This is a genomic window from Saccharopolyspora sp. NPDC000359, from assembly GCF_040300525.1.
Classification (GTDB): domain Bacteria; phylum Actinomycetota; class Actinomycetes; order Mycobacteriales; family Pseudonocardiaceae; genus Saccharopolyspora.
The window spans coordinates 66,607-87,153 of sequence record NZ_JBEPDU010000006.1 but is presented as its reverse complement, the minus strand read 5'-3'; the positions used below and the strand labels follow the sequence as shown (position 1 = coordinate 87,153).

At 71.5% G+C, this 20,547-nt stretch carries 17 protein-coding genes; 9 read left to right on the top strand and 8 right to left on the bottom strand.

Translation table 11 applies throughout. The features are described 5' to 3' along the window. The first annotated feature begins 19 nt into the window (after window positions 1-19). The 6 genes from ABT324_RS06350 (at window position 20) to ABT324_RS06325 (ending at window position 6,263) form a co-directional block, all read left to right on the top strand. Window positions 20-1,285: an aspartate kinase gene (locus ABT324_RS06350; RefSeq protein ID WP_351172569.1), complete on the top strand. Its 1,266-nt coding sequence runs from the start codon at window positions 20-22 to the stop codon at window positions 1,283-1,285. Next, complete coding sequence (locus ABT324_RS06345) at window positions 1,285-2,337, top strand: aspartate-semialdehyde dehydrogenase (protein ID WP_351172567.1); 1,053 nt, start codon at window positions 1,285-1,287, stop codon at window positions 2,335-2,337. Before ABT324_RS06350 ends, ABT324_RS06345 begins: the two co-directional genes overlap by 1 nt. Window positions 2,338-2,482: 145 nt before the next feature. Continuing rightward, entirely contained in the window at window positions 2,483-2,674 is a 192-nt protein-coding gene (locus ABT324_RS06340; protein ID WP_351172564.1) for a hypothetical protein, read from the top strand. 73 nt (window positions 2,675-2,747) lie between these two features. Then, the gene (locus ABT324_RS06335) at window positions 2,748-4,223 is read left to right on the top strand and encodes a gluconokinase (RefSeq protein ID WP_351172561.1); all 1,476 of its coding nucleotides are present in this window, start codon (window positions 2,748-2,750) and stop codon (window positions 4,221-4,223) included. Between the two features lie 97 nt (window positions 4,224-4,320). Next, entirely contained in the window at window positions 4,321-4,821 is a 501-nt protein-coding gene (locus tag ABT324_RS06330) for a Fur family transcriptional regulator (RefSeq protein ID WP_351172558.1), read from the top strand. Then, entirely contained in the window at window positions 4,818-6,263 is a 1,446-nt protein-coding gene (locus ABT324_RS06325; protein ID WP_351172555.1) for a catalase, read from the top strand. The genes ABT324_RS06330 and ABT324_RS06325 overlap by 4 nt, the downstream gene beginning before the upstream one ends. A gap of 111 nt (window positions 6,264-6,374) precedes the next feature. Here ABT324_RS06325 and ABT324_RS06320 read toward each other — a convergent pair whose 3' ends face one another. From ABT324_RS06320 to ABT324_RS06295, 6 genes are all read right to left on the bottom strand, one after another. Further along, complete coding sequence (locus tag ABT324_RS06320) at window positions 6,375-7,259, bottom strand: CU044_5270 family protein (protein ID WP_351172552.1); 885 nt, start codon at window positions 7,257-7,259, stop codon at window positions 6,375-6,377. Beyond that, window positions 7,249-7,857, bottom strand: a complete 609-nt coding sequence (locus ABT324_RS06315; protein ID WP_351172549.1) for an RNA polymerase sigma factor — start codon at window positions 7,855-7,857, stop codon at window positions 7,249-7,251. The genes ABT324_RS06320 and ABT324_RS06315 overlap by 11 nt, the downstream gene beginning before the upstream one ends. Before the next feature lie 188 nt (window positions 7,858-8,045). Next, on the bottom strand, window positions 8,046-8,507 hold the full coding sequence (locus tag ABT324_RS06310) for a GNAT family N-acetyltransferase (protein WP_351172546.1): 462 nt from the start codon (window positions 8,505-8,507) through the stop codon (window positions 8,046-8,048). Between the two features lie 116 nt (window positions 8,508-8,623). Further along, on the bottom strand, window positions 8,624-10,501 hold the full coding sequence (locus tag ABT324_RS06305) for a dynamin family protein (protein ID WP_351172543.1): 1,878 nt from the start codon (window positions 10,499-10,501) through the stop codon (window positions 8,624-8,626). Further along, window positions 10,498-12,312: a dynamin family protein gene (locus ABT324_RS06300; RefSeq protein ID WP_351172540.1), complete on the bottom strand. Its 1,815-nt coding sequence runs from the start codon at window positions 12,310-12,312 to the stop codon at window positions 10,498-10,500. The genes ABT324_RS06305 and ABT324_RS06300 overlap by 4 nt, the downstream gene beginning before the upstream one ends. Before the next feature lie 153 nt (window positions 12,313-12,465). Next, window positions 12,466-13,716 (bottom strand): IniB N-terminal domain-containing protein, encoded by a 1,251-nt coding sequence (locus ABT324_RS06295; RefSeq protein WP_351172537.1) that lies wholly within the window; start codon window positions 13,714-13,716, stop codon window positions 12,466-12,468. A 286-nt stretch (window positions 13,717-14,002) separates the two neighbouring features. Between ABT324_RS06295 and ABT324_RS06290 the strand changes: the two genes are divergently transcribed. Together ABT324_RS06290 and ABT324_RS06285 are read left to right on the top strand one after the other, a co-directional pair. Continuing rightward, window positions 14,003-15,364, top strand: a complete 1,362-nt coding sequence (locus ABT324_RS06290) for an Hsp70 family protein (RefSeq protein ID WP_351172534.1) — start codon at window positions 14,003-14,005, stop codon at window positions 15,362-15,364. A 22-nt stretch (window positions 15,365-15,386) separates the two neighbouring features. Beyond that, complete coding sequence (locus ABT324_RS06285) at window positions 15,387-17,825, top strand: helix-turn-helix transcriptional regulator (RefSeq protein ID WP_351172531.1); 2,439 nt, start codon at window positions 15,387-15,389, stop codon at window positions 17,823-17,825. On the opposite strand, the gene ABT324_RS06280 is transcribed toward ABT324_RS06285, so the two are convergent. Next, window positions 17,809-18,582: an alpha/beta fold hydrolase gene (locus ABT324_RS06280; RefSeq protein ID WP_351172529.1), complete on the bottom strand. Its 774-nt coding sequence runs from the start codon at window positions 18,580-18,582 to the stop codon at window positions 17,809-17,811. The genes ABT324_RS06285 and ABT324_RS06280 overlap by 17 nt on opposite strands. A 123-nt stretch (window positions 18,583-18,705) precedes the next feature. Between ABT324_RS06280 and ABT324_RS06275 the strand changes: the two genes are divergently transcribed. Next, window positions 18,706-19,044, top strand: a complete 339-nt coding sequence (locus ABT324_RS06275) for a winged helix-turn-helix transcriptional regulator (protein ID WP_351172526.1) — start codon at window positions 18,706-18,708, stop codon at window positions 19,042-19,044. A 263-nt stretch (window positions 19,045-19,307) separates the two neighbouring features. Here the strand turns inward: ABT324_RS06275 and ABT324_RS06270 are convergent, their stop codons facing one another. Continuing rightward, window positions 19,308-20,375 carry an alpha/beta hydrolase gene (locus ABT324_RS06270; protein WP_351172523.1) on the bottom strand — a complete coding sequence of 356 codons (1,068 nt, stop codon included), beginning with the start codon at window positions 20,373-20,375 and terminating at the stop codon, window positions 19,308-19,310. Window positions 20,376-20,547 lie beyond the last annotated feature (172 nt).

Below are 20,547 nucleotides of genomic sequence, written 5' to 3'. Positions count from 1 at the left end.
TCGAGGAGGTTTGTTTCACGTGGCGCTCGTCGTCCAGAAGTACGGCGGTTCCTCGCTCGAGAGTGCCGATCGCATCAAACGGGTCGCCGAACGCATCGTCGAGACCCGCAAAGCGGGCAACGACGTCGTGGTCGTGTGCTCGGCGATGGGAGACACCACTGACGAGCTGCTCGACCTCGCCAAACAGGTCAACCCGGCCCCGCCGGAGCGCGAACTCGACATGCTGCTGACCGCCGGGGAGCGGATCTCCAACGCGCTGGTCGCGATGGCCATCGAGTCGCTCGGCGCGGAGGCCCGCTCGTTCTCCGGGTCGCAGGCCGGGGTGATCACCACCTCGGCGCACCAGAACGCCCGGATCATCGACGTCACCCCAGGTCGCGTCCAGGAGGCGCTGGACCAGGGGCAGGTCGTGCTGGTCGCCGGTTTCCAGGGCGTCTCGCAGGACACCAAGGACATCACGACGCTCGGTCGCGGCGGCTCGGACACCACCGCGGTCGCGGTGGCGGCGGCCATGAACGCCGACGTGTGCGAGATCTACACCGACGTCGACGGCGTCTACACCGCCGATCCGCGCATCGTGCCCGACGCCAAGCACCTGGAGCGCATCACCTACGAGGAGATGCTGGAGATGGCGGCCACCGGCGCGAAGGTGCTGCACCTGCGCGCGGTGGAGTACGCCCGCCGCTACGGCGTGCCGCTGCACGTCCGCTCTTCTTACTCGCCCAAGCCCGGTACGACCGTGTCCGGCTCAGTGGAGGACCTCACCGTGGAACAGGCCATGATCACCGGCGTCTCGCACGACCGGTCGGAGGCGAAGGTCACCGTGCGCGGTGTGCCCGACAACCCCGGCGTCGCGGGTCGCATCTTCCGCGTGGTCGCCGACGCCGAGATCGACATCGACATGGTGCTGCAGAACGTCTCCAGCACCGCCTCGGGGCTCACCGACATCACCTTCACGGTGGCCCGCAGCAACGGCGCGGTGGCCGTCGCCGAACTGGAGAAGATCAAGGACGAGCTCGGCTTCGAGCAGGTCGTCTACGACGACCAGGTCGGCAAGGTCTCGCTGGTCGGCGCCGGGATGCGCTCGCACCCGGGTGTCACCGCGACCTTCTGCGAGGCGCTGTCCAACGCCGGGGTGAACATCGACATCATCAACACCTCGGAGATCCGCATCTCGGTGCTGATCCGCGACACCCAGCTCGACGACGCGGTGCGTGCGCTGCACGAGTCGTTCGAGCTCGGTGGCGACGAGGAAGCCGTCGTCTACGCGGGGAGTGGTCGCTGATGGCGCCGACGCTGGCAATCGTGGGTGCGACCGGCGCGGTCGGCACCGTGATGATCGACATCATCAACAACCGCGAATCCGTGCCGTGGGGAGAGGTCCGGTTGATCGCCTCGGCCCGCTCCGCGGGCAAGAAGATCACCGTGCGCGGCGAGGAGCGCACCGTCGTGGAGCTCGCGCCGGAGGCGTTCGACGGCGTGGACATCGCGCTGTTCGACGTGCCGGACGAGGTCTCCGCGCAGTGGGCCCCGGTGGCCGCCGAGCGCGGCGCGGTCGCGGTGGACAACTCCGGGGCGTTCCGGATGGACCCGGACGTGCCGCTGGTGGTGCCCGAGGTCAACGCCGAGAAGGTGCACGAGCGGCCGAAGGGCATCATCGCCAACCCGAACTGCACCACGCTGTCGATGATGGCGGCGCTGGGCGCGCTGCACCGCGAGTTCGGCCTGCGCGAGCTGGTCGTCTCCTCCTATCAGGCCGCTTCCGGTGCTGGTCAGGAAGGCATCGACCGGCTGCAGGCGGAGATCGCCGCGGTGGCCGGCAAGGGCGTCGGGGCGCGCGCCGGTGACGTCGCCGAGGCGCTGGCCGCGGCCGGGCTGCCCGCCGAGACGCCGTTCAAGGCCCCGCTGGCGCTGAACGTGGTGCCGTGGGCGGGCTCGCGCAAGGACGACGGCTGGACCTCCGAGGAGCTGAAGGTCCGCAACGAGTCCCGCAAGATCCTGGGCATCCCGGAGCTGAAGGTCTCCGCGACCTGCGTCCGGGTGCCGGTGGTGACCACGCACTCGCTGGCGGTGCACGCCACCTTCGAGCGCGAGGTGTCCGTCGAGCAGGCGCACCGGTTGTTCGAGGCCCAGCCGACGATCGTGTTGCAGGACGACCACGACAACGGTGTGTTCCCGACCCCGGCCGGCGTGGTCGGCGAGGACCCGACCTACGTGGGCCGCGTCCGCCAGGCGCTGGACTTCCCGAACACGCTGGACTTCTTCGTCTGCGGTGACAACCTCCGCAAGGGCGCGGCGCTGAACACCTACGAGATCGCCGAAACCCTCGCGAAGTAAGCCCCTCCGGCTCGACAGGCGCCTTCCTCCCGGCCAGGGAGGGAGGCGCTTTTCGTTGCGGGACAACGGATTCAAAGTTCATTCGAACGTGCGTTCATCGCCGGATCTGCTTGAACACTCCAGCCCCGCGCGCCACAGTGGACCCATGAAAAACAACGCATGGCCCGAAGAACTGCTGATCCTGGACGAATCCACGGCGCTGTCGGAAGACCGCTCGCGCCACTGCGAACCGCTACGAGGACTGCTGAACGACTTCCAGCCGGTGGGTGACGTGTACCGCATCGCCTGGCGCGGTGGCGGCCAGTCCGTGGTGACCGGGTCCGTGCGCGTGCCTTGACGTGGACTTCCGGCGCCCCGGCGCCGTGCCCTGAGCGGACTGGTTGCTGCGTTCGGCGGATAGGTTGGGGGGCATGAGTGCTGCCCCGGTTGTCCTCGGCATCGATCTCGGCACCACGGCGACCAAGGTCGTCGCGGCGGGCGTTGACGCCCAGGTGCTGCACCAGACCGAGCGCGGATACCCGCTGCAGACCGACGACACCGGCGAGGCGACGCAGGACGCCGCGCAGGTGCGGGACGCCGCGATCGAGGCGCTGGCGGAGTGCGTGGCCTGGGCGGAGGAGTACGGGCACGAGGTGGCCGGGCTGTCGTTCAGTACCGCCATGCACACGCTCGTCGGGCTCGACTCGTCCGGTGCTCCGGCCACCCCGGCGTTCAACTGGGCCGACACCAGGGCCGCCGAGGTCGCGGCGCGGCTCCGGGCCGACCACGAGGCCGCCGCCGCGCTGCACCGGGCGACCGGGACGCCGGTGCACACCCAGTCGGTCATGGTGAAGCTGGCCTGGCTGACCGGCAGCCGCTCCGACCTGACCAGCGACGTGGTGCGCTGGTGCGCGCTGAAGGACTTCGTCGTCGCCGACTTCGTCGGGGCATTCGTCACCGAGTACTCGCTGAGCTCCGGCAGCGGGCTGCAGGGCATGTCGACGCTGCGGTGGCACGAACCGGCGCTGGAGGTCGCGGGCATCCGCGCCGACCAGCTGCCGGAGACCTGCTCGCCGACCACGACCATGCCGCTGGAACCGCAGGTGGCCGAGGCCGTGGGGCTGCCAGCGGGGCTGCCGGTCGTGCTCGGTGGCGGCGACGGCCCGCTGGCCAACCTCGGTGTCGGCGCGGTCCAGCCCGGGGTGGCCGCGCTGTCGCTGGGCACCAGCGGGGCGCTCCGCGTGACCCGGGACAAGCCCGGCGTGGACGAGCGGTGCCGGACCTTCAGCTACGCGCTGGCCGACGGGCTGTGGGTGGTCGGCGGTGCCGTGAGCAACGGTGCGGTCGTCGCCCAGTGGGCCTCCGAGGCGTTCGGCGTGGACGTGGCGGACCTGCTGGAGGAAGCCGCGGCCGTGCCGCCCGGTGCGGAGGGGCTGGTCGCCCTGCCGTACCTGCTCGGTGAGCGCGCGCCGTGGTGGGAGCCGGGCCTGACGGGCTCGTTCCTGGGGCTGCGGCGCTCGCACGGGCGTGCCGAGATGACCCGCGCGGTGGTCGAGGGCGTGGCACAGCAGCTCGCGCTGGTGCTCGACGCGGTGCGCGACTCCGGTGCGGAGGTGCGCGCGGTGCGGGCCACCGGCGGTGGCTTCCGGAGCCGGGTGTGGGCGGATGCCATCGCGGCGGCGATGGACATCGAGCTGGGCCTGGCGGAGGGCAGCGGCGGCTCCGGGCTCGGTGCGGTGCTGCTCGGATGGCGGGCGCTGGGTGCGTTCGACTCGCTGGAGCGTGCCGCCGAGCTGGTCTTGCCGGGCGACCGCGTGGTGCCAGACCAGGAGGCCGCGCGTCTGCTGGCGCGCCGCCGCGCGGTGCTGGAACAGGTCTACGAAACCCTGCGCGACCTGCCACTTTGAAGCCAGTCGGCCGCCAGCGGCGGTGGATGAGCCGGACAACACTTCCGAGTGTTTTCTTGACTCATTCCAGTTTGTGCGTGGCAGACTGGCACACGCCATGACCCTCAGCGCGACCAACGGCAACACCGCGGGGAGTGCGGGAGACCTGCCCGAGCGGCTGCGAGCCGCCGGACTGCGGGTCACCAAGCCACGGCTCGCGGTGCTGCGGTGGCTGGCGGAGCACCCGCACTCCACCGCGGACCAGGTGACGACCGCGGTCCGGCAGCAACTCGGATCGGTGTCCACGCAGGCCGTCTACGACGTGCTCCACGCGTGCAGCGGCGCCGGGCTGCTGCGGCGGATCGAGCCCGCCGGGCACCCCGCCCGGTTCGAAACGCGGACCGCCGACAACCACCACCACCTGGTGTGCCGGAGGTGCGGTCGGACCGAGGACGTCGACTGCGTCCACGGCGCCGCGCCGTGCCTGGCGCCCTCGACCACCGCGGGCTACCTGGTGGACGAGGCGGAAGTCGTGTTCTGGGGGTACTGCCCCGAATGCCGGACCTCGGCACCCGGGCCGGAGGAACCCAGCCACCACCACGAGGAGGGACGATCGTGAGTTCGGCACGACCCACGACGACCAACGCCGGTATCCCGGTGGCCAGCGACGACCACTCGCTGACCGTCGGCCCGAACGGACCCGTCCTGCTCCAGGACCACTACCTGATCGAGAAGAACGCGCAGTTCAACCGCGAGCGGGTGCCCGAGCGCGTGGTGCACGCCAAGGGCGGTGGCGCGTTCGGCTTCTTCGAGGTCACCGAGGACGTCAGCCAGTTCACCAAGGCCGCCGTGTTCCAGCCGGGCACCCGGACCGAGACCCTGGTCCGCTACTCCTCGGTCGCCGGGGAGCTGGGTTCGCCCGACACCTGGCGCGACCCGCGCGGCACCGCGATCAAGTTCTACACCAGCGAGGGCAACTACGACCTCGTCGGCAACAACACCCCGGTGTTCTTCATCCGCGACGCGATCAAGTTCCCCGACTTCATCCGCTCGCAGAAGCGCCGCGCCGACAACCACCTGCGCGACCACGACATGCAGTGGGACTTCTGGACCCAGTGCCCGGAGTCGGCGCACCAGGTGACCTGGCTGATGGGTGACCGCGGCATCCCGCGCACCTGGCGCAACATGAACATGTACGGCTCGCACACCTACTCGTGGATCAACGCGGCCGGCGAGAAGTTCTGGGTCAAGTACCACTTCAAGACCGACCAGGGCCACGACTTCCTCACCCAGGCGGAGGCGGACCGGATGGCCGGTGAGGACGCCGACCACCACATCCGCGACCTGTGGACCGCGATCAAGTCCGGCGAGTACCCGAGCTGGACGCTCTACGTGCAGGTCATGCCGTTCGAGGACGCCGCGGACTACCGGTTCAACCCGTTCGACCTGACCAAGGTGTGGCCGCACGGCGACTACCCGCTGATCAAGGTCGGCCGGCTCGTGCTGAACCGCAACCCGGAGAACTACTTCGCGCAGATCGAGCAGGCCGCGTTCGAGCCGTCGAACATGGTGCCGGGCGTGGGCGCCTCGCCGGACAAGATGCTGCAGGGTCGGCTGTTCTCCTACCCGGACGCGCACCGCTACCGGATCGGCACCAACTACATGGACCTGCCGGTCAACCGCCCGGTCGCGCCGGTGAACAGCTACGCCAAGGACGGGTCGATGCGCTTCAGCTTCGACCACGACCCGGTGTACGCGCCGAACTCCTACGGCGGCCCCCGCGCCGAGGCGGCCCACGGCGCCGACGACTCGGCCGCCGGGGTCGAGCAGGAGGTCATCCGCTCGGCGTACCGGCTGCACGCCGAGGACGACGACTTCGGCCAGCCGGGCACGCTGGTCCGCACCGTCTTCAGCGACGAGGAGCGGGCGCGGTTCGTGGACAACGTGGCCGGTCACCTCAAGAAGGGGGTGACCAAGCCGATCTTGGAGAAGGCGCTGGACTACTGGCGCAGCGTCGACAAGGACACCGGCGACAAGATCGCCGACAAGGTCCAGGGCTGATCGCCCCGGAACCGGGCTGAGCAACTCGGCCCACCGCTGCTGACTGCGGCACCACCACGCGCGGAGGTCCTGGGAGCCCCCGACTCCCAGGACCTCCGCCCCACCGGGGCCTCAGCGCGGCCGGTGCCCGGGCTGGTCGGTGATGTACAACTCCAGCTGGGCGCTGTTCTGCGTGCCGAGGAACGCATAGCTGTTCCGGTCGAAGATCAGCACCTCCGGCGGGCCGTCCGGGTTGGGCAGGGAGACGCCGATGCCAGACCTGCCGCTCGGGTCCTTGGCATCGGGGACCACGGCGACGCCGGGGATCTTGGCGGCGGCTTCGAACAGCGCCGCCATCGCCTCCGGCCGCATGTACGACTCGGTGAGGAGCTGCCGGATGACCCCGACCGCGTTGGGGTCGCGGGCGCGCTCCGGATCCTGCAGGTAGTACATCATCTCGTCCGGGTCGCTCGGCAGGCTCGGGTCGTAGTGGGGTTCCGGGGTGCAGCGCCCGGTGTCCGCCGGGGTGTCCGGTGACTCCTGGTACGCCGAGCCGGAGCAGCCAGGAAGCTTCCCGGGGGCCCCGTCGCCCTCCACGTAGAGGCCCTCGCGGGTTCCGTCGGCCGACAACCACGCCTCGCGGGGGCCGGTAAGGGTCTCGGACCGCAGGTAGATGAACTGGTCGGGCTGCGGCGGGGTGTCGGGGCGCTGCAGCGCCGCGTCGGCAGCGCTCTGGAGCACCTGGGCGGCTTCGGCGTTGGCGACCGGGGTCTGGCCGCCGACCTCGCCGACCGGCGTGAGCGCGAAGATGCCGGAGATGGTCGCGGCGAGTCCGACCGTCACCGCGGTCGGCCAGACCAGCCGCCGTCCCCGCCCCAGCCTCGCGGGCGCAGTGCCGGTCCGCTCCTCGACCGCCGCAGCGATCAGGCGGTGGCGCGCGGGCGCGAGCTGCTGCTGGTCCGGGAGCTGCGCGGAGCCCTTGAAGTGCTTGACCAGCTCCATCTCGTCAACGTCCACTGTGCACAACCTCCGAGAGTTTCGACGTGCGGTTCCGAGTGGTGAGCGCGGCACGGGTCTTCTTGCGCGCCCGGTTCAGCCGCGACCGCACGGTGCCGACCGGGATGCCCAGCGCCGCCGCGACCTCCTCGTAGGACAGGTCCTCCCAGGCGACGAGCAGCAGCACGTCGCGGTCCCGCTGGGCCAGCTTCGCCAGCGCGGCACCGAGCAGCGGCCCCATGGCCTGCGCGCTGACCTGCGAGGCGACCCGCTCGGCGTGGCCCAGTTCGTCCGGCACCGGCGCGATGGCGTTGCGGTACCGGTACGCGCGCTCCTCCTGCCGCCGGTGCTGGCTGACCACCTTCGTCGCGATCCCGTACAGCCACGGCCTGGCGTCCCGCCGTGCCAGGTCGTAGCGCTGCCGCTTGCCGAACGCGACCAGGAACGTCTCGGCCACCAGGTCGTCGGCGAAGTCCCCGCCGACGCGGCGGGCCAGGTACCGGTGGATCACCGCCGCGTGCCGGTCGAATATCACGGCGAAGCAGTCCGGGTCCCGCGCCGACCTCCCGATGATCGACGCGTCGTCCTCGACCTCTCCGTCGAGCGCTGGTGAGCTCATGGGTGCCCTTCGCCGTCCGTCCTCGTACATCCTGTTATCCGCACCGGAGCTGAATCGGGTTCACGGCGGAATCGGCGAGGTGGAGGCGCTGGCCGGGGTGAGCCAGCCAGGGCCTGCTTGAGCTGGGGAGGTCGTAGCCGCACGGTGCCGCACCGCGGGTGGTCGACGTGGTGCGGCCCGTTCCGGCCCTAGGCCGGGCGTGGCAGCCGGATGCCCAGGTGGACGGAGAGCGGGTCGTCGGCGTAGTAGCCGAACGCCTCGACCTGGGTGTACCCGGCCGAGCGGTACAGGGCGAGCGCCGCCGGGTGGCGCTCGTTGGTCTCCAACACCATCTCCACCGCGCCGTCCGCAGCCGCCGAGTCCTCCAGCCAGGTGAGGATCTTCCGCGAGTAGCCGTTGCCCCGGTGCTCGTCGGGGACGTACATCCGCTTGAGCTCGGCGCGGCCGCCGCCGAGGTGGCGCCACCCTCCCATCGCCACGGCGGTTTCGCGTTCGTAACCGACGCAGAAGCTCCCGGCGGGCGGGCTGAACTGGGCGGCGCGCACCGGTGCGTCGTCCGGTGCGTCGTAGATCAGCGCGTACTCGGCCTGCAGACGTCCGACGAGCTCGGTCACGTCCCAGTGGTCGTACGCACGCTGGACGATGTCCACTGCATCCCTCCAAGCAAGCCGTCGGGTCCCGGACCGGTGTCCCCGCCGTCGTGCGGGATCGGTGCGCGAGTGCGCGGAGCGCGGGAGCGCCAGCCACTCTCAATCCACTGTGGACATCAATGGCGTGAGTGCGCTCCTGGCGTGTCCTCGGGCCCTTGCTCCGCCGGAGGGTTCTGCGGCACTTCCACCACCCGGGTTGGAGCTTGGTGCTGCGCGGCCCGTCGGCGACCCGTTTGGCGTTGCTGCCCGTGCTGCGGCTGCGCACCGTGCTGCGGCTGCGCACCGTGCTGCGGCTGCGCACCCGGTTGTGGCTGCACCACCGTCTGCGGCTGCCCTGGTCGCGGGTAGCTGTCCTGGGAACGCGTCGGTTGAGCATGCCGCCGCTGCGGCTGCGCGGCTTGGTGTTGGGCCGCCTGCTGCGCCTGCGAGGCCTGGTGCTGAGCCGCCTGCTGGGGGGTGACCGCCTGCTGGGGCTGAGCCCCTTGCCGCGCCTGCCCCGCCTGCTGCGCCTGCCCCGCCTGCGCCGGGCGCTGCGGCGCGTGGGCTTGGTTGACCACCAGGCGTTCGCAGCTGCGCAGGACCGTCCGGACCGCTTCGCGGTGGACGCGGTCGTGCAGCGGGTTCACCGCCTGCTGGCGCCAGCGGGAGAGGGCGGCCGCCGCCTCGTCGGTCAAGTCCACCGCCAGCGCGTTCCCGTCGCGGCCCAGCCGCTCCTGCGGACTGCTGCCGAACGCGCCCAGCAGCCGCTTCGCCTCCGCCTGGAGCGGGCGGCTGAACCGCACCTGCCCGGAGTCCAGGGCCGACAGCAGCCGCAACTCGTCCCACTCGTGCGCGTTGGCCAGCAGCCGCTCGAACTCGCCCTGCAGCTGCTGCACCCCTGGGCGGGGGTTGGCGCGCAGCACCATGTCCACGGCCAGCATCGCGGACCGGGCGCGCAGCGCGTCCTGCCGCTCCACGAACTGCTGATGCAGGGTCTCCTGCAACGAGTTCAGGCCGCTCTCGTCGAGCAGCGCCGATCGCAGCTTCTTCGGTTCCGAAACCCCGCTGCGCAGCAGCGTCAGCGCACGCCCGAGCCCGAACTGCCCGAACCGCTCGAAGAGCCGCTGCCGGATCGCCGCGGGCGTCGACTCGATCTTGCTGTTGATGAACCGGTCCGCGGACAGCAGTAGCGCTTCCAGGTCGTTCTGGGACAGCCGAGCCAGGTTGCCCAGCGCGGTGAACTCCTCGTCGGTCATGGTCGCCACCGCCTGCCCGAGCAGCCCGACCACCGGGATGAGGTGCTGCGCGAACGAGCGCAGCGTCGGGTCGTTGCGGTAGCTCTCGGCGATCCGCTCGGCCGCCTGCAACCCGTCCGGCCCGCCGCTGCCGGTCTCGTCGGCGCGGGAGAACGCGACGATCGTGCTGATCGGGACGCTGCGGGCGGTGTGCAGCTCGTTGACCGACTGCAGGAACTGCAGGTCGGTCTGCCGCGGGTAGCGCGTCAGGTACAGCACGGCGTCCGCCTCGGACAGGATCTGCGCCAGCGCCGACCGCCCGGTCTCCTGCACCGCCGCCGAGGCCACGCCCGGCGTCTCGATCAGCGTGATGGCCTGCAGCCCGGGCGTGGGCGATTCAATGACCAGCCGCGACACCTCGTCGGGCCGCCAGTGCTGCAGGTCGCGGATGGTGCTGGCGTCCAGCGTGGTCACCGGGACGTTCTGCACCGTGCCGTGCGGGGTGTGCACCAGGATCTTCGGTTCCGGCCCGTACTGGTAGAAGGTGCTGACCTGGGTGCGCTCCTCCGCGTCGGTCGGGGCGAGCTCGGCGCCGACCAGCGCGTTGATCAGCGTCGACTTGCCCGCCTTGACCCGCCCGCTGACCGCGATGCGCAGCGGCTGCTCGAGCCGCTCCAGGCGACCGCGCAGCCAGGTCGAGGTGCGCGGGTCGTCCCGGTAGAAGGTCATCGTGCGGATCAGCAGGGCACGGGCGCGGTCCAGCAGGGCTTCTCCGGTCATGCCGCGGTGATCCGGTTCTGGGTGAGCATGGTGACCCGGCGGCGCAGCGAGGTGAGCTCCTCCAGCTTCTGCCGGATCTCCTTGGCCCGCTGGTCCCGGTCCACCGCGCTGCGCTCGGCGGAGCGCTTGATCTCCTGGATGGCCCGGCTGATCTCGGACTGCGCGTCCTCGGTGATCTGCATGTAGTGCGCGTGCAGTCCGCGGTGCACGGTGCGGATGGCGGTCTTGGCCTCCCGGTTGACGTGGAAGATGACCTGCTCGACGTGGCGCTGGACGGCGCCCTTCACCTCGGTCTGGCGGCGCCGCAGCCGCGAGTCCTTCTCCTCGTCGAGGCTCTTGATGCCCAGCAGCACGCCCGCGGAGATGGACACCACGTTGAACAGCCCGAGGCCCAGGCCGATCGAGGTCATCATGCCGAACATCAGGACGCCGCCGTAGGAACCGCGCAACCCGGTGAGGAACTGGTCGAACCGCTTGTACTCGCTGCGGGCGGGCAGCTTCGGTTCCGGCACCTCGTCGAGCGGGGCGGGCGGTTGGACGTTCTCCAGCGCCGGGCTGTCCACGCTGTGCTCGGCCCGCATCTCCTCGGCGACGACCTCGGCGAGCTGCGCCTGCCGGGCGTCCAGCCACTCGAAGGTCTCGACGATCGCGTCGGTGAGCCGGTCGGCGAGCCACTCGCGGAACTCGTCCCAGACCACCAGCGGGTCCGCGGTCTCGAAGATCTCGTTGACCTCGTGCAGGATCGCCCAGCTGCGCTCGCGGAAGTCGAACTCGATGTCGGCGTAGAGCTCGGAGATGCCGTCGTTGAGCGCCTTCTGCCAGCGGTTGGAGACGCGGCGGAGGTCCTCGGCGCGGCGCTGCGCGGTTTCCAGCTCGACCAGGGTTTCCGCGGCGGTGCGCGGGTTCTGCGCGGCGAGCTCGGCCTTGAGCGCGTCGTTGACCTGGGTGAGCGCTTCGGAGACGTTGTGCGCGACCAGCCGCCTGGTGGACTGCTCGTGCTTGCCGGCCAGTTCGGTCTGCAGGAACTCCAGCAGCGGGGGGAACCCGGACTCGGTGTTGAGCGTGCTGTTCTTGGCCTGCATCGCGCGCATCCGGATGCTGGCCGAGACGGGGAAGATCTTGGCCGCCACCCCGGCGTTGTCCAGGTGCTTGCGGTTGACCTCGAGGACCTTCCGCCAGTGCGGGGTGCGGTCGATCTTGGGCAGCACCAGCGCGACGTTCGGGCACAGCGCGGTGGCCTGCTTGAGGAACGAGATCTCGTTGGTGGTGAGTTCCTGGGTGGCGTCGGAGACCATCAGCAGCGCGTCGGCCTCGGCGACCACGGCGAGCGTGGTGGCGGTCAGCGACGAGGACACGCTGCCGACGCCGGGGGTGTCCATCAGCGCGAGCCCGTTCTTCAGCACGGCGCGGGGAATGCCCACTTCGCCTCGGGTGACGGGGCGGCCGAGCGCGAGGGCGCGGTCCAGCTGCTCGCGGACCTGCTCGACCGGCACCGGGGTGCGGTCCAGCGCGGCCGGGCCCTGCCGGGGCTCGTGCTCGATGAGCAGCGCGGTCGGTTCGTCGGCGTACCGGACGAGGGTGGGCACCACGGTGGTGACGTCGTCGCCGGAGGCGCACACCGGGGCGTTGACGATCGCGTTGACCAGCGCGCTCTTGCCCTGCTTGGACTCGCCGACGACCAGCACGAGCTGCGTCGGGTCGAGCACCCGGGTGCGGATTTGGCGCAGGCGGTTGTGCAGATCCGCGCGCTGCTGCTCGGCGCATTCCGCAGTCGCGCGATCGATCAGTTCCACCAACGCCGTCTCGATCACGGCGTCGATTGTGGCGTGCCGTCGCGAAGAGATAAACCCGAACGGCTGAACTCACAGTGGTTCAGTTGCCCGCTGTCGTGGAAAAAACGCGGGAATGCGCGAAATGCCGGGATCCGCGCGCGGCGGATCCCGGCATTCAGTCGCTCACTGCGTTCAGAGCAGGCCGTCCAGGTCCAGCGGCAGTGCGGAGGTGGCGGTGTCGGCGACCTCGCCGACGACCGGCAGGCTGCCGACGGTGTCGGTCACGGCCTCGACCGGCTCGGCCGGGATCGCGGCGGTGACGTCGTCGACCGGCAGGGCGTGCACGTCGCCACCGGCGACGGTGCCCAGCGCGTCGCCCACGACCGGGACGTTGCCCGCGACGTCGCCGACCACGCCGGTGACCTCGCCGACGACCGGCAGGTCGCCCGCAACGTTGGTCACGTCGCCGACCACACCGGTGACGTTGGTGATGTCGCCGCTGGCGACGTTGTTCACCACGTCGCCGACGACCGGCGCGTTGCTGACGACGTTGGTCACGTCGCCCACGACCGGGGCGTTGGAGACGATCTCGGTGACGTCACCGGTGGTGACGTTGTTCAGCACGTTGCCGAGGTTGAGGTCGCCGGCCACATTGGTGACGTCGCCCACGACGTTGGTCACGTCACCGGTGGTGACGTTGCCGACCAGGTTGGTCACGTCGCCGTAGACCAGGGAGCCCGCACCGGCGGTCAGGTCGACGGAGGTGTCGAAGACGTGGTTGGCGGTCTGGTTGATCTCGGTGACCGCACCGCCGACGGTGGTGGTGACGTCGCCGAGGTCCAGGCTGTCGCCGACCTGGCCGACGGTGTTGCCCACCACGGAGCCGATGATGCTGTCGTTGCCGACCGCGTTGTCGCTCAGCACGTGGTGGATGCTGATCAGGTTGTGCGAGTCGTTCTGCTCGATGTCGACGTCCACGTCGGTGTTGTTCGACGGGGCCGGGGCCGGAGCCGGCAGCGTGGCGTCGACGTCGTTGTCCTTGCCGAAGTCCTCGGGCTGGGCGGGGCTGTTCTGCAGCATGCTCTGTTCTTCCTGATCTAGTGGATGTGCGGGATGCAGTTGGTTGAACGCGACGGCCTGGGAGCTCGCAGCGAACTTCTCGACGCTGCTCTGGAGTGAGCGCCCGTATTCCGTCACCACCTCGACCGGCGCGTAGTCGAGGACCAGTGACGAGGCGTGCAGCACGTCCGTCGCGCTCATTCCCCCGAGTCCGGCCTGATCCAGCGTGGCTTGCGGATCGGTGTCGAAGGCCGACCGGGCGGCCGGGTCGCTGACGAGGCGCGTGAGGAACTCGTACAGCGTCGGCTCTTCCGGAAGGCCGGTGGAGTGCGTCCCGGGGTCTGGAGTGGTGGACTCGGCCCGACCGTGCTGAGGGCTCACCATCGTTGGGCCTCCCGATGTGCTCAGCGGTCTCGACTGGGGATTCCGAGTGAGGTCGCGCGGTCCCTCACCCCTGTGGTGATCACGCTATGGGCCTGCGGCCCCCTAGCCATCGGGTACGACTCCTAGTTACTCAGATCTCTATTAGGGGATCCACTAGGTGGTCCGTTAGGGGGTTGAATAGGGCATCCGATACCTGTGTGTAACCGAGTGCGCGCTAAATTGTGTCCACCCTGCGCCGCCACGGGTATCGCCTGATGGTGGCCGATCGGTGACACGAAGGGATTGCATGCCTTACGTCCTCGGCGTCCACCTCGGCGCGACGGCCACGACCGCCGCCATCGCCCGCCGCGAGGGCAGCAGGTGGGCCGCGGCGACCCCGGCCCCGCTGGCCGCTGGGCCGGTGGTGCCGACGGTGCTGTGCAAGGTGCAGGACGGTTCGTACGTCGCGGGGGAGGCCGCCCAGCGCCAGGAGATAGCCCACCACGAGTGGGTGGTGCGCGGGTTCACCGCACGCCTCGGCGACGACCTGCCGCTGCTGGTGGGCAGCGAGTTCGTCCCCGCCCAGCGCCTGGTGGCGACCATGGTCGAGTGGGTCGCCGACGTGGTGGCCGCCCGGCAGGGGCACCCGGCCGAGCACATCGCGATCGCGCACAGCGCCACCTGGGGGCCGCACCGCGTCCGACTGGTGCAGCAGGCGCTGGCGCAGCTCGGGCTGAACGAGGTCACGATGGTCCCGGAGCCGCTGGCGGTGGCACTGGACTACGCCGCCAAGCAACGGGTCCCCGAGCACGAACCGATCGCGGTGGCCAACATCGGCGGCAGCGGGATGGACGCCACGGTGCTGCGCCGCAGGCAGCGCGGTTTCGAGGTGGTCGGCTCCTCGCTGACCGCGGACCACCCCAGCGGCCAGGACCTGGACGACGAGGTCTTCGCCGCGGTGCGCGCGGAGTTCGGCGAGCGGCTCGACGCGTTGGACCTCGCCGACCTGAACCAGCGAGCCGCGCTGGTCCACCTGCGCGCCGAGTGCGTCCGAGCCAAGGAGGCGCTGTCGCACCAGGCCGGGACGCAGGTGCGGGTGGAGCTGCCCGGGGTGCGCACCGAGTTCGCGCTGTCCCGCTCCCGGTTCGAGCAGCTCGCCCGGCCCCATTTGGAGCGGGTGCCGGAGCTGGTCCTGCAGGCGGTGCAGTCGGCGACGCTGACCCAGGACGACCTCAACGCGGTGGTGCTGGCCGGCGGCACAGCCCGGGTCCCGCTGCTCAAGCAGCTGGTGGCCGAGCGGTTGCAGGTGCCGCCGCAGGTCGACGTCTCGCCGGAGCTGGCGGCAGCCAGCGGCGCCGCGTCGGCCGCGGTGCAGTTGCTGTCCACCGACGTTGACGAGGGCCCGGTCGGCGAGACCAGCGTGCTGGTGCGCATCGAGGGCTCGGACTTCGACGAGGACGAGGTCGAGATCCCGGCGGCGCCGCGCCCGCCGATCGAGGTGGAGCCGATGCCGCTGGAACCCCCGGACGAGGACCGCGCGCGCCGGATCAAGATCATTAAGCTGTCCGTGGCCGCCGCGTTGATCATCGGCGGCCTGCTGCTCACCTTCCTCTGGCCGACTCCCCCCACCGGCGGCGGTTTGCTGGGCCTCTTCCAGCAGAGCCGGTGACGGACTGACAAGGACGGCAGGCGTGAACCACTCGACGACCTCCTTGCTGGACGGGCACGCGACCGGGCTGCGGTCGGCGGTCGCCACCGCCCCGTCCGCGCCGATCACCGCAGGTGTCCAAGGCCCTGGCGGCTACGGCAAGACCGCGCTGCTGACCGAGCTGGCGCAGACCTACCGGTCGGCCGGGGTGCCGGTGCTCGGCCCGGCCGAGCTGGACCGGGCGGACGAGGGCGCGGTGCTGGTCGACGACGCGCACCGCCTCGAAGGGTCCGTGCTCGCCGAGCTGGTGGAGGTCGCCCGGCGGCCGGGCGCCCGCCTGCTGGTCGCCTACCGGCCGGGGCCGCGACCCGAGGAGCTGGGCGAGCTGATCGGGGAGCTGGGCGCGCCGGTGCTGCTCTCCGCGCTCAGCCCGGAGGAGCTGGCCGTCGAGGTCGGCACCGCGTCGGCGGACTGGATCCGCTGGCTGCACGCGCAGACCGGTGGCGTCCCCCGCTACGTGAGCCGGGTGCTGAGCGCCGTCGAGCCGGGTGTCGCGGCACTGCCGCCGCGTGCGCTCGACCAGTTCCAGCACGACCTGGACCAGCTCGGCGAAGCCGGGCAGGCGTGCGTGACGGCGATGGCGGTCGGTGCGACCCCCCACCCTGACCTGCTCGCAGCGCTGCTCGACCTGGACCCCGCCGCGGTCGGGGCCGCGCTGCTGGCGGTGCGCTCGGGCGGTCTGGTCGCGGCCAACGACGTGCTGCTGCCGATCGTGCGCGCGGCGGTGCTGCGGTTGACACCGTGGGAGCAGCGGCTCCGCGTGACCCGCCGCCTGGTCGAGACCCAGCTGGCCCGAGGTGGCCCGGTGCTGCCGCTGGTGAGCCCGCTGCTCGGGTCCGAGATCGCGCTGCTGCCGGAAGCGACGCTGGCCAAGGCGTTCGAGCAGGCCGGGGAAGAAGCCCTGCTGGGCGCGCCGAAGCTGGCGCCGCGCTTGTTCGACGCCGCGGTGTCGGCCGGTGCCCCGGCGGCTTCCGTGGCCGCCCGCCGCGCGCGGGCCGCGGCCGTGGCGGGGGAGCTGGACGAGGCGCTGCGGCTGGCCGACCAGGTGATCGTCAACGCGGACGTCCCGGACCGGGAGATCGGCGTGCAGGTCGCGGCGAGCGTGCTGGCGCAGCGCGGACTGCTGGAGCGGTCGGCGGAGATGTGCCGTTGGTCGGTGGGGCGGCTGCGCTGGCCAGGTGACCGGGCCTTCGCCGCGGTCGGCCTGATCGGCGCTGGGCGCCTGGCCGACGCCGACGAGCTGCTGGGCTCCGCCGACGACGCAGGTCCGCCGACGTCCATGACCGGCGCCGCCGTCCAACTGGCCGCCGGGGTCCGCGAATCGGTCACCGGGTCGGCCTCCGCCGCGCTGTCCACCCTGGTGCGAGCGGCATCGCTGTCGGAACCGGTGGGGCGCGGCGTGCTGCTGCCGGACTCCCCGGCGTCGGTGGCGGCGCTGGTCGCGCTGCACTGCGGTGAGCTGGACGTCGCAGCGTCCACATTGGAGCGAGCGGTCGACACCGGTACCGGCGGCCCGCTGCTGCGCGACCGACACCGCCTGCTGGCGGCATGGCTGCCGCTGGTGCGCGGCGACACGGTGGCGGCCCGCGCGAAGCTGCCGACCGGCGAGCTGACCACCCGGGACCGGCTGCTGGCCACGGCGCTCGAAGCCGGGATCGCCAACCGCGACAACGACATGGCCGCCCTCGCCGCCGCGCGCGGCCACGCCCGCCAAGTCGTGGCCGAGCACTCGGTGGACCTGTTCGCCCTGCTCCCGCTGGGGGAACTGGTGGTCGCGGCGGCCCGCCTGCGCGACCAGGACTGGATCGACCCGTACCTGACCGAAGCCCTGGCCCTCCTCGACCGGCTCGGCAACCCGCCGCTCTGGACGTCGATGCTGACCTGGAAGCGCCTCCAAGCATCGATCGTCCTCGACGAGCTGGACACGGCCCAGCAGCGGGTGGCGGAACTGGCCAGCATGGCCCACCACAACCCGCTGGCCGCGGCGATGGGCGGAGCCGCCCGCGTGTGGCTGGGAATCCTCGCGGGCCAGGTGGACCAGGACGAGGTCGAGCGGACGGCCCGGGGCCTGCACGCGGCGGGCCTGGCGTGGGACGGCGCCCGCCTGGCGGGGCAAGCTGCGATCCGCACCAAGGACCGCCGCGCGATGCTGGCCCTGCTCGAATGCGCCCGAGCGCTGCAGGGCAAACCCCCGCGCCCCCGCGCGGTCCGCGGCGATGAGGGCGGGATGCTCAGCGAGCGGGAGAAGGAAGTGGCCGAACTGGTCCTGGCGGGCCTGACCTACAAGCAGGTCGGCAAGCGCCTCTTCATCTCGGCGAAGACCGTGGAGCACCACATGAGCCGGATCAAGCAACGCCTCGGCGCCGCGACGAGGCAGGACCTCCTCACCAAGTTGCGGGAACTGCTCAACCCCGACCGCTGACCCGCTCCCGCCTGCTGCGGTGCGCCGGGTACCCGCCAGCGCCGACCGAGGAGACCGCCCCGGCCACCTCGAGCAGCAGCTCGGCGAGCTCGTCGGGCATCGTGATCATGCAGTCGTGGCCGGTCGGCAGCTCCCGCACCCGCTCGCCTGCTGGGACGGGGCGCCGGGTGATGCCCGCGGGCCGACTCCCGACGCAGTGGATGTGCGTGCGCGGGATCGCGCGCGCGGCCGGGTTGTCCAGCCGGACCGGCTCCTGCAAGCACCGCACCGCCTGGTCCGACAGCGTCGAGCGCAACCAGGCCACGTCGTCCGGGTCGGTGACCCCGAACAGGCCGAGCGGCGGCGGCTGCTCGGGCATCGGCGGCACCCGCCAGCCGTCCACGGCGTTGTCGACGAGCTGCTTGGTGATCGGGTGGACGTCGATGGCGGCTTCGCCGTCCTCGGGCGTCATCGCGTCGAGGAACACCAGGTGCGCGATCGACCCCGGGACCTGGTTGGCGACCCCGGAGATGACCATCCCGGCGTAGCTGTGCCCGACGAGCACGAGGTCGTCGAGCGGCTCGGTGCCGACCAGCGCGACGACCTCGTCCACGTGGGTGCTGAGCCCGACCTCGGGGCCCAGCAGGTGCGCCTTGTCGCCGTGCCCGGTCAGCGACGGTGCGAGCACCCGGTGCCCGGCCGACTCCAGCAAGGGGACCAGCCGGTCCCAGGTGCGCCCGCTGTGCCAGGCGCCGTGCACCAGTAGGAATGTGGCCATGGTGGTGCGGTTCCTCCTCGAGTCGAGCCCCAGTACCTTGCAGTAACCGGGATCATCGTGATCCGCACTACCCGCACCAGGCAATACGGCACTTCGAGGTGCCCCGGTTCCCAGGAGGTAACCGTGCAGGACCCGTGCCGCGCCCGCGAAGTCCTCGGCATCGTGGGGGACAAGTGGGCGCTGCTGATCGTGCGCATGCTCAAGGACGGGCCGCTGCGCTTCACCGAGCTCAAGCGCAGCATCGACGGCATCAGCCAGCGCATGCTCACCGTGACGCTGCGCGACCTCGAACGCGACGGGATCCTGACGCGCACGGTTCACAACGTCATGCCGCCGCACGTCAGCTACGAGCTGACCACGATGGGCCGAACCCTGCGCGAGGCCACCGCACCGCTGCTCGAATGGAGCCTCACGCACCTCCCCGACATCGACGCCGCCCGCGAGGCCTACGACGACCGCTAGGCCAACTGCACCAGCGCCGGAGCTGGTCCGGTGGTACCCCGGAAAGCCCCTGCGGCGGCGAGGTCCCGCACGCGTCGCAACGCAATCCAAGGATGGGAACGCATCCCGTGAGGCGGTCGGCTACTGCTTCGAGCCCCACGCGACACCGCCAAGGCCGAAGATCAACCGTCCCGCCGCGGCACCGGCGGGCGGCTGTCCGGGACCACCCGCGCCCCGGGCGGAGGCGTGGCTGTCCGACCCGTCCACGCCTCCGCCGTGAGCAGCTACCGGGCCCGCAGGGACAGTCCCGCGCGGAGGGAGCCGACGATCTCGAACAGCGCCTCCTGGAACCGGTCACCGACGCCGCGCAGGTTGGCGAAGCCGTGGATCAGGTCCGGGAACCGGCGGCTGACCACCGGCACCCCCTCCTCAGCCAGCCGCGCCGCGTAAGCCTCGCCCTCGTCGCGCAGCGGGTCGAACCCGGCCGTCACCACGCACGCCGGGGGCAGGCCGCTCAGGTCCTCCGCGAGCAGCACCGACAGGCGCGGGTCGGCGCGCAGGTCCTCCGCGGGCTGGTACTGGTCCATGAACCAGGTCATGTCCTCGTCGGTGAGCAGGAAGCCGTTGCTGAACAGCTCCCGCGAGCGGCGGCGGGTGGTGGCGTCCGCCGCCGGGTAGATCAGCAGCTGGAACACCGGTGCGGCCAGCTCGGAGCGGGTCGCGGCCAAGGCGACCGAGGCGGCCAGGTTGCCGCCCGCGCTGTCCCCGCCGACCGCGATCGCGTCGCTGCTGGTGCCCAGGTCGGCGGCGTTGTCCACGGCGTAGCGGTAGGCGGCGAGGCTGTCGTCCAGCGCGGCCGGGAACGGGTGCTCCGGGGCCAGCCGGTAGTCGACCGACAGCACCCGGACACCGGCGTGCTTGGCCAGGAACCGGCACAGGTCGTCGTGGGTGTCCAGGTCGCCGATGACCCAGCCGCCGCCGTGGAAGAAGACCAGCAGCGGGCTGGTGCCGGTGAGCTCGCGGGGCCGGTAGAGCCGGGCGGCCAGGGCGCCGTTCGCGGTCGGGATCTGCCGGTCGGCCGCCACCACGCCGTCGACCGGGGCCCTCGCGGTCAAGCGGGTGCCCTGGCGCATCGCCGCGCGGGCCAGCTCCGGCGTGGCGGCGGCGAGTCGCGCGTGCCCGCGGAGCTCCTGCAGCTTGAGCAGCAGCTGGGCGTCGAGTGCGAGCTCCTGGCCGTCCAGGTGGATGGCCGGTCCGGCGATCAGCCGTCGCACCGGGCGGGGCAGTGCGAAGACGCCGCGCAGGGCCGCGGCCTCCAGCTTCGGTCGCACCAGTTCGAGGGCCTTGGGCATGGGCGTGGACCTCCCGGGGAAGGCAGCAGGGAGGACCGAGGTTACCCGGAAGTAGCCCACTGGGGTTACCTGCCAGTAGCTGTGTTCCAGCGCACCGCTGCGCGCTTTGACCTCGACCGGACTCGAAGTCGTAGCGTGACGAGACGTCCGCTGGGGGAGGACAAGTGCGACG

Bases quoted from the DNA above. Each gene is read 5' to 3' on its own strand.
- ABT324_RS06345 (WP_351172567.1), top strand. From the start codon at position 1,285: ATGGCGCCGACGCTGGCAATCGTGGGTGCGACCGGCGCGGTCGGCACC.
- ABT324_RS06340 (WP_351172564.1), top strand. From the start codon at position 2,483: ATGAAAAACAACGCATGGCCCGAAGAACTGCTGATCCTGGACGAATCC.
- ABT324_RS06335 (WP_351172561.1), top strand. From the start codon at position 2,748: ATGAGTGCTGCCCCGGTTGTCCTCGGCATCGATCTCGGCACCACGGCG.
- ABT324_RS06330 (WP_351172558.1), top strand. From the start codon at position 4,321: ATGACCCTCAGCGCGACCAACGGCAACACCGCGGGGAGTGCGGGAGAC.
- ABT324_RS06315 (WP_351172549.1), bottom strand. From the start codon at position 7,857: ATGAGCTCACCAGCGCTCGACGGAGAGGTCGAGGACGACGCGTCGATC.
- ABT324_RS06305 (WP_351172543.1), bottom strand. From the start codon at position 10,501: ATGACCGGAGAAGCCCTGCTGGACCGCGCCCGTGCCCTGCTGATCCGC.
- ABT324_RS06295 (WP_351172537.1), bottom strand. From the start codon at position 13,716: ATGGTGAGCCCTCAGCACGGTCGGGCCGAGTCCACCACTCCAGACCCC.
- ABT324_RS06290 (WP_351172534.1), top strand. From the start codon at position 14,003: ATGCCTTACGTCCTCGGCGTCCACCTCGGCGCGACGGCCACGACCGCC.
- ABT324_RS06280 (WP_351172529.1), bottom strand. From the start codon at position 18,582: ATGGCCACATTCCTACTGGTGCACGGCGCCTGGCACAGCGGGCGCACC.
- ABT324_RS06270 (WP_351172523.1), bottom strand. From the start codon at position 20,375: ATGCCCAAGGCCCTCGAACTGGTGCGACCGAAGCTGGAGGCCGCGGCC.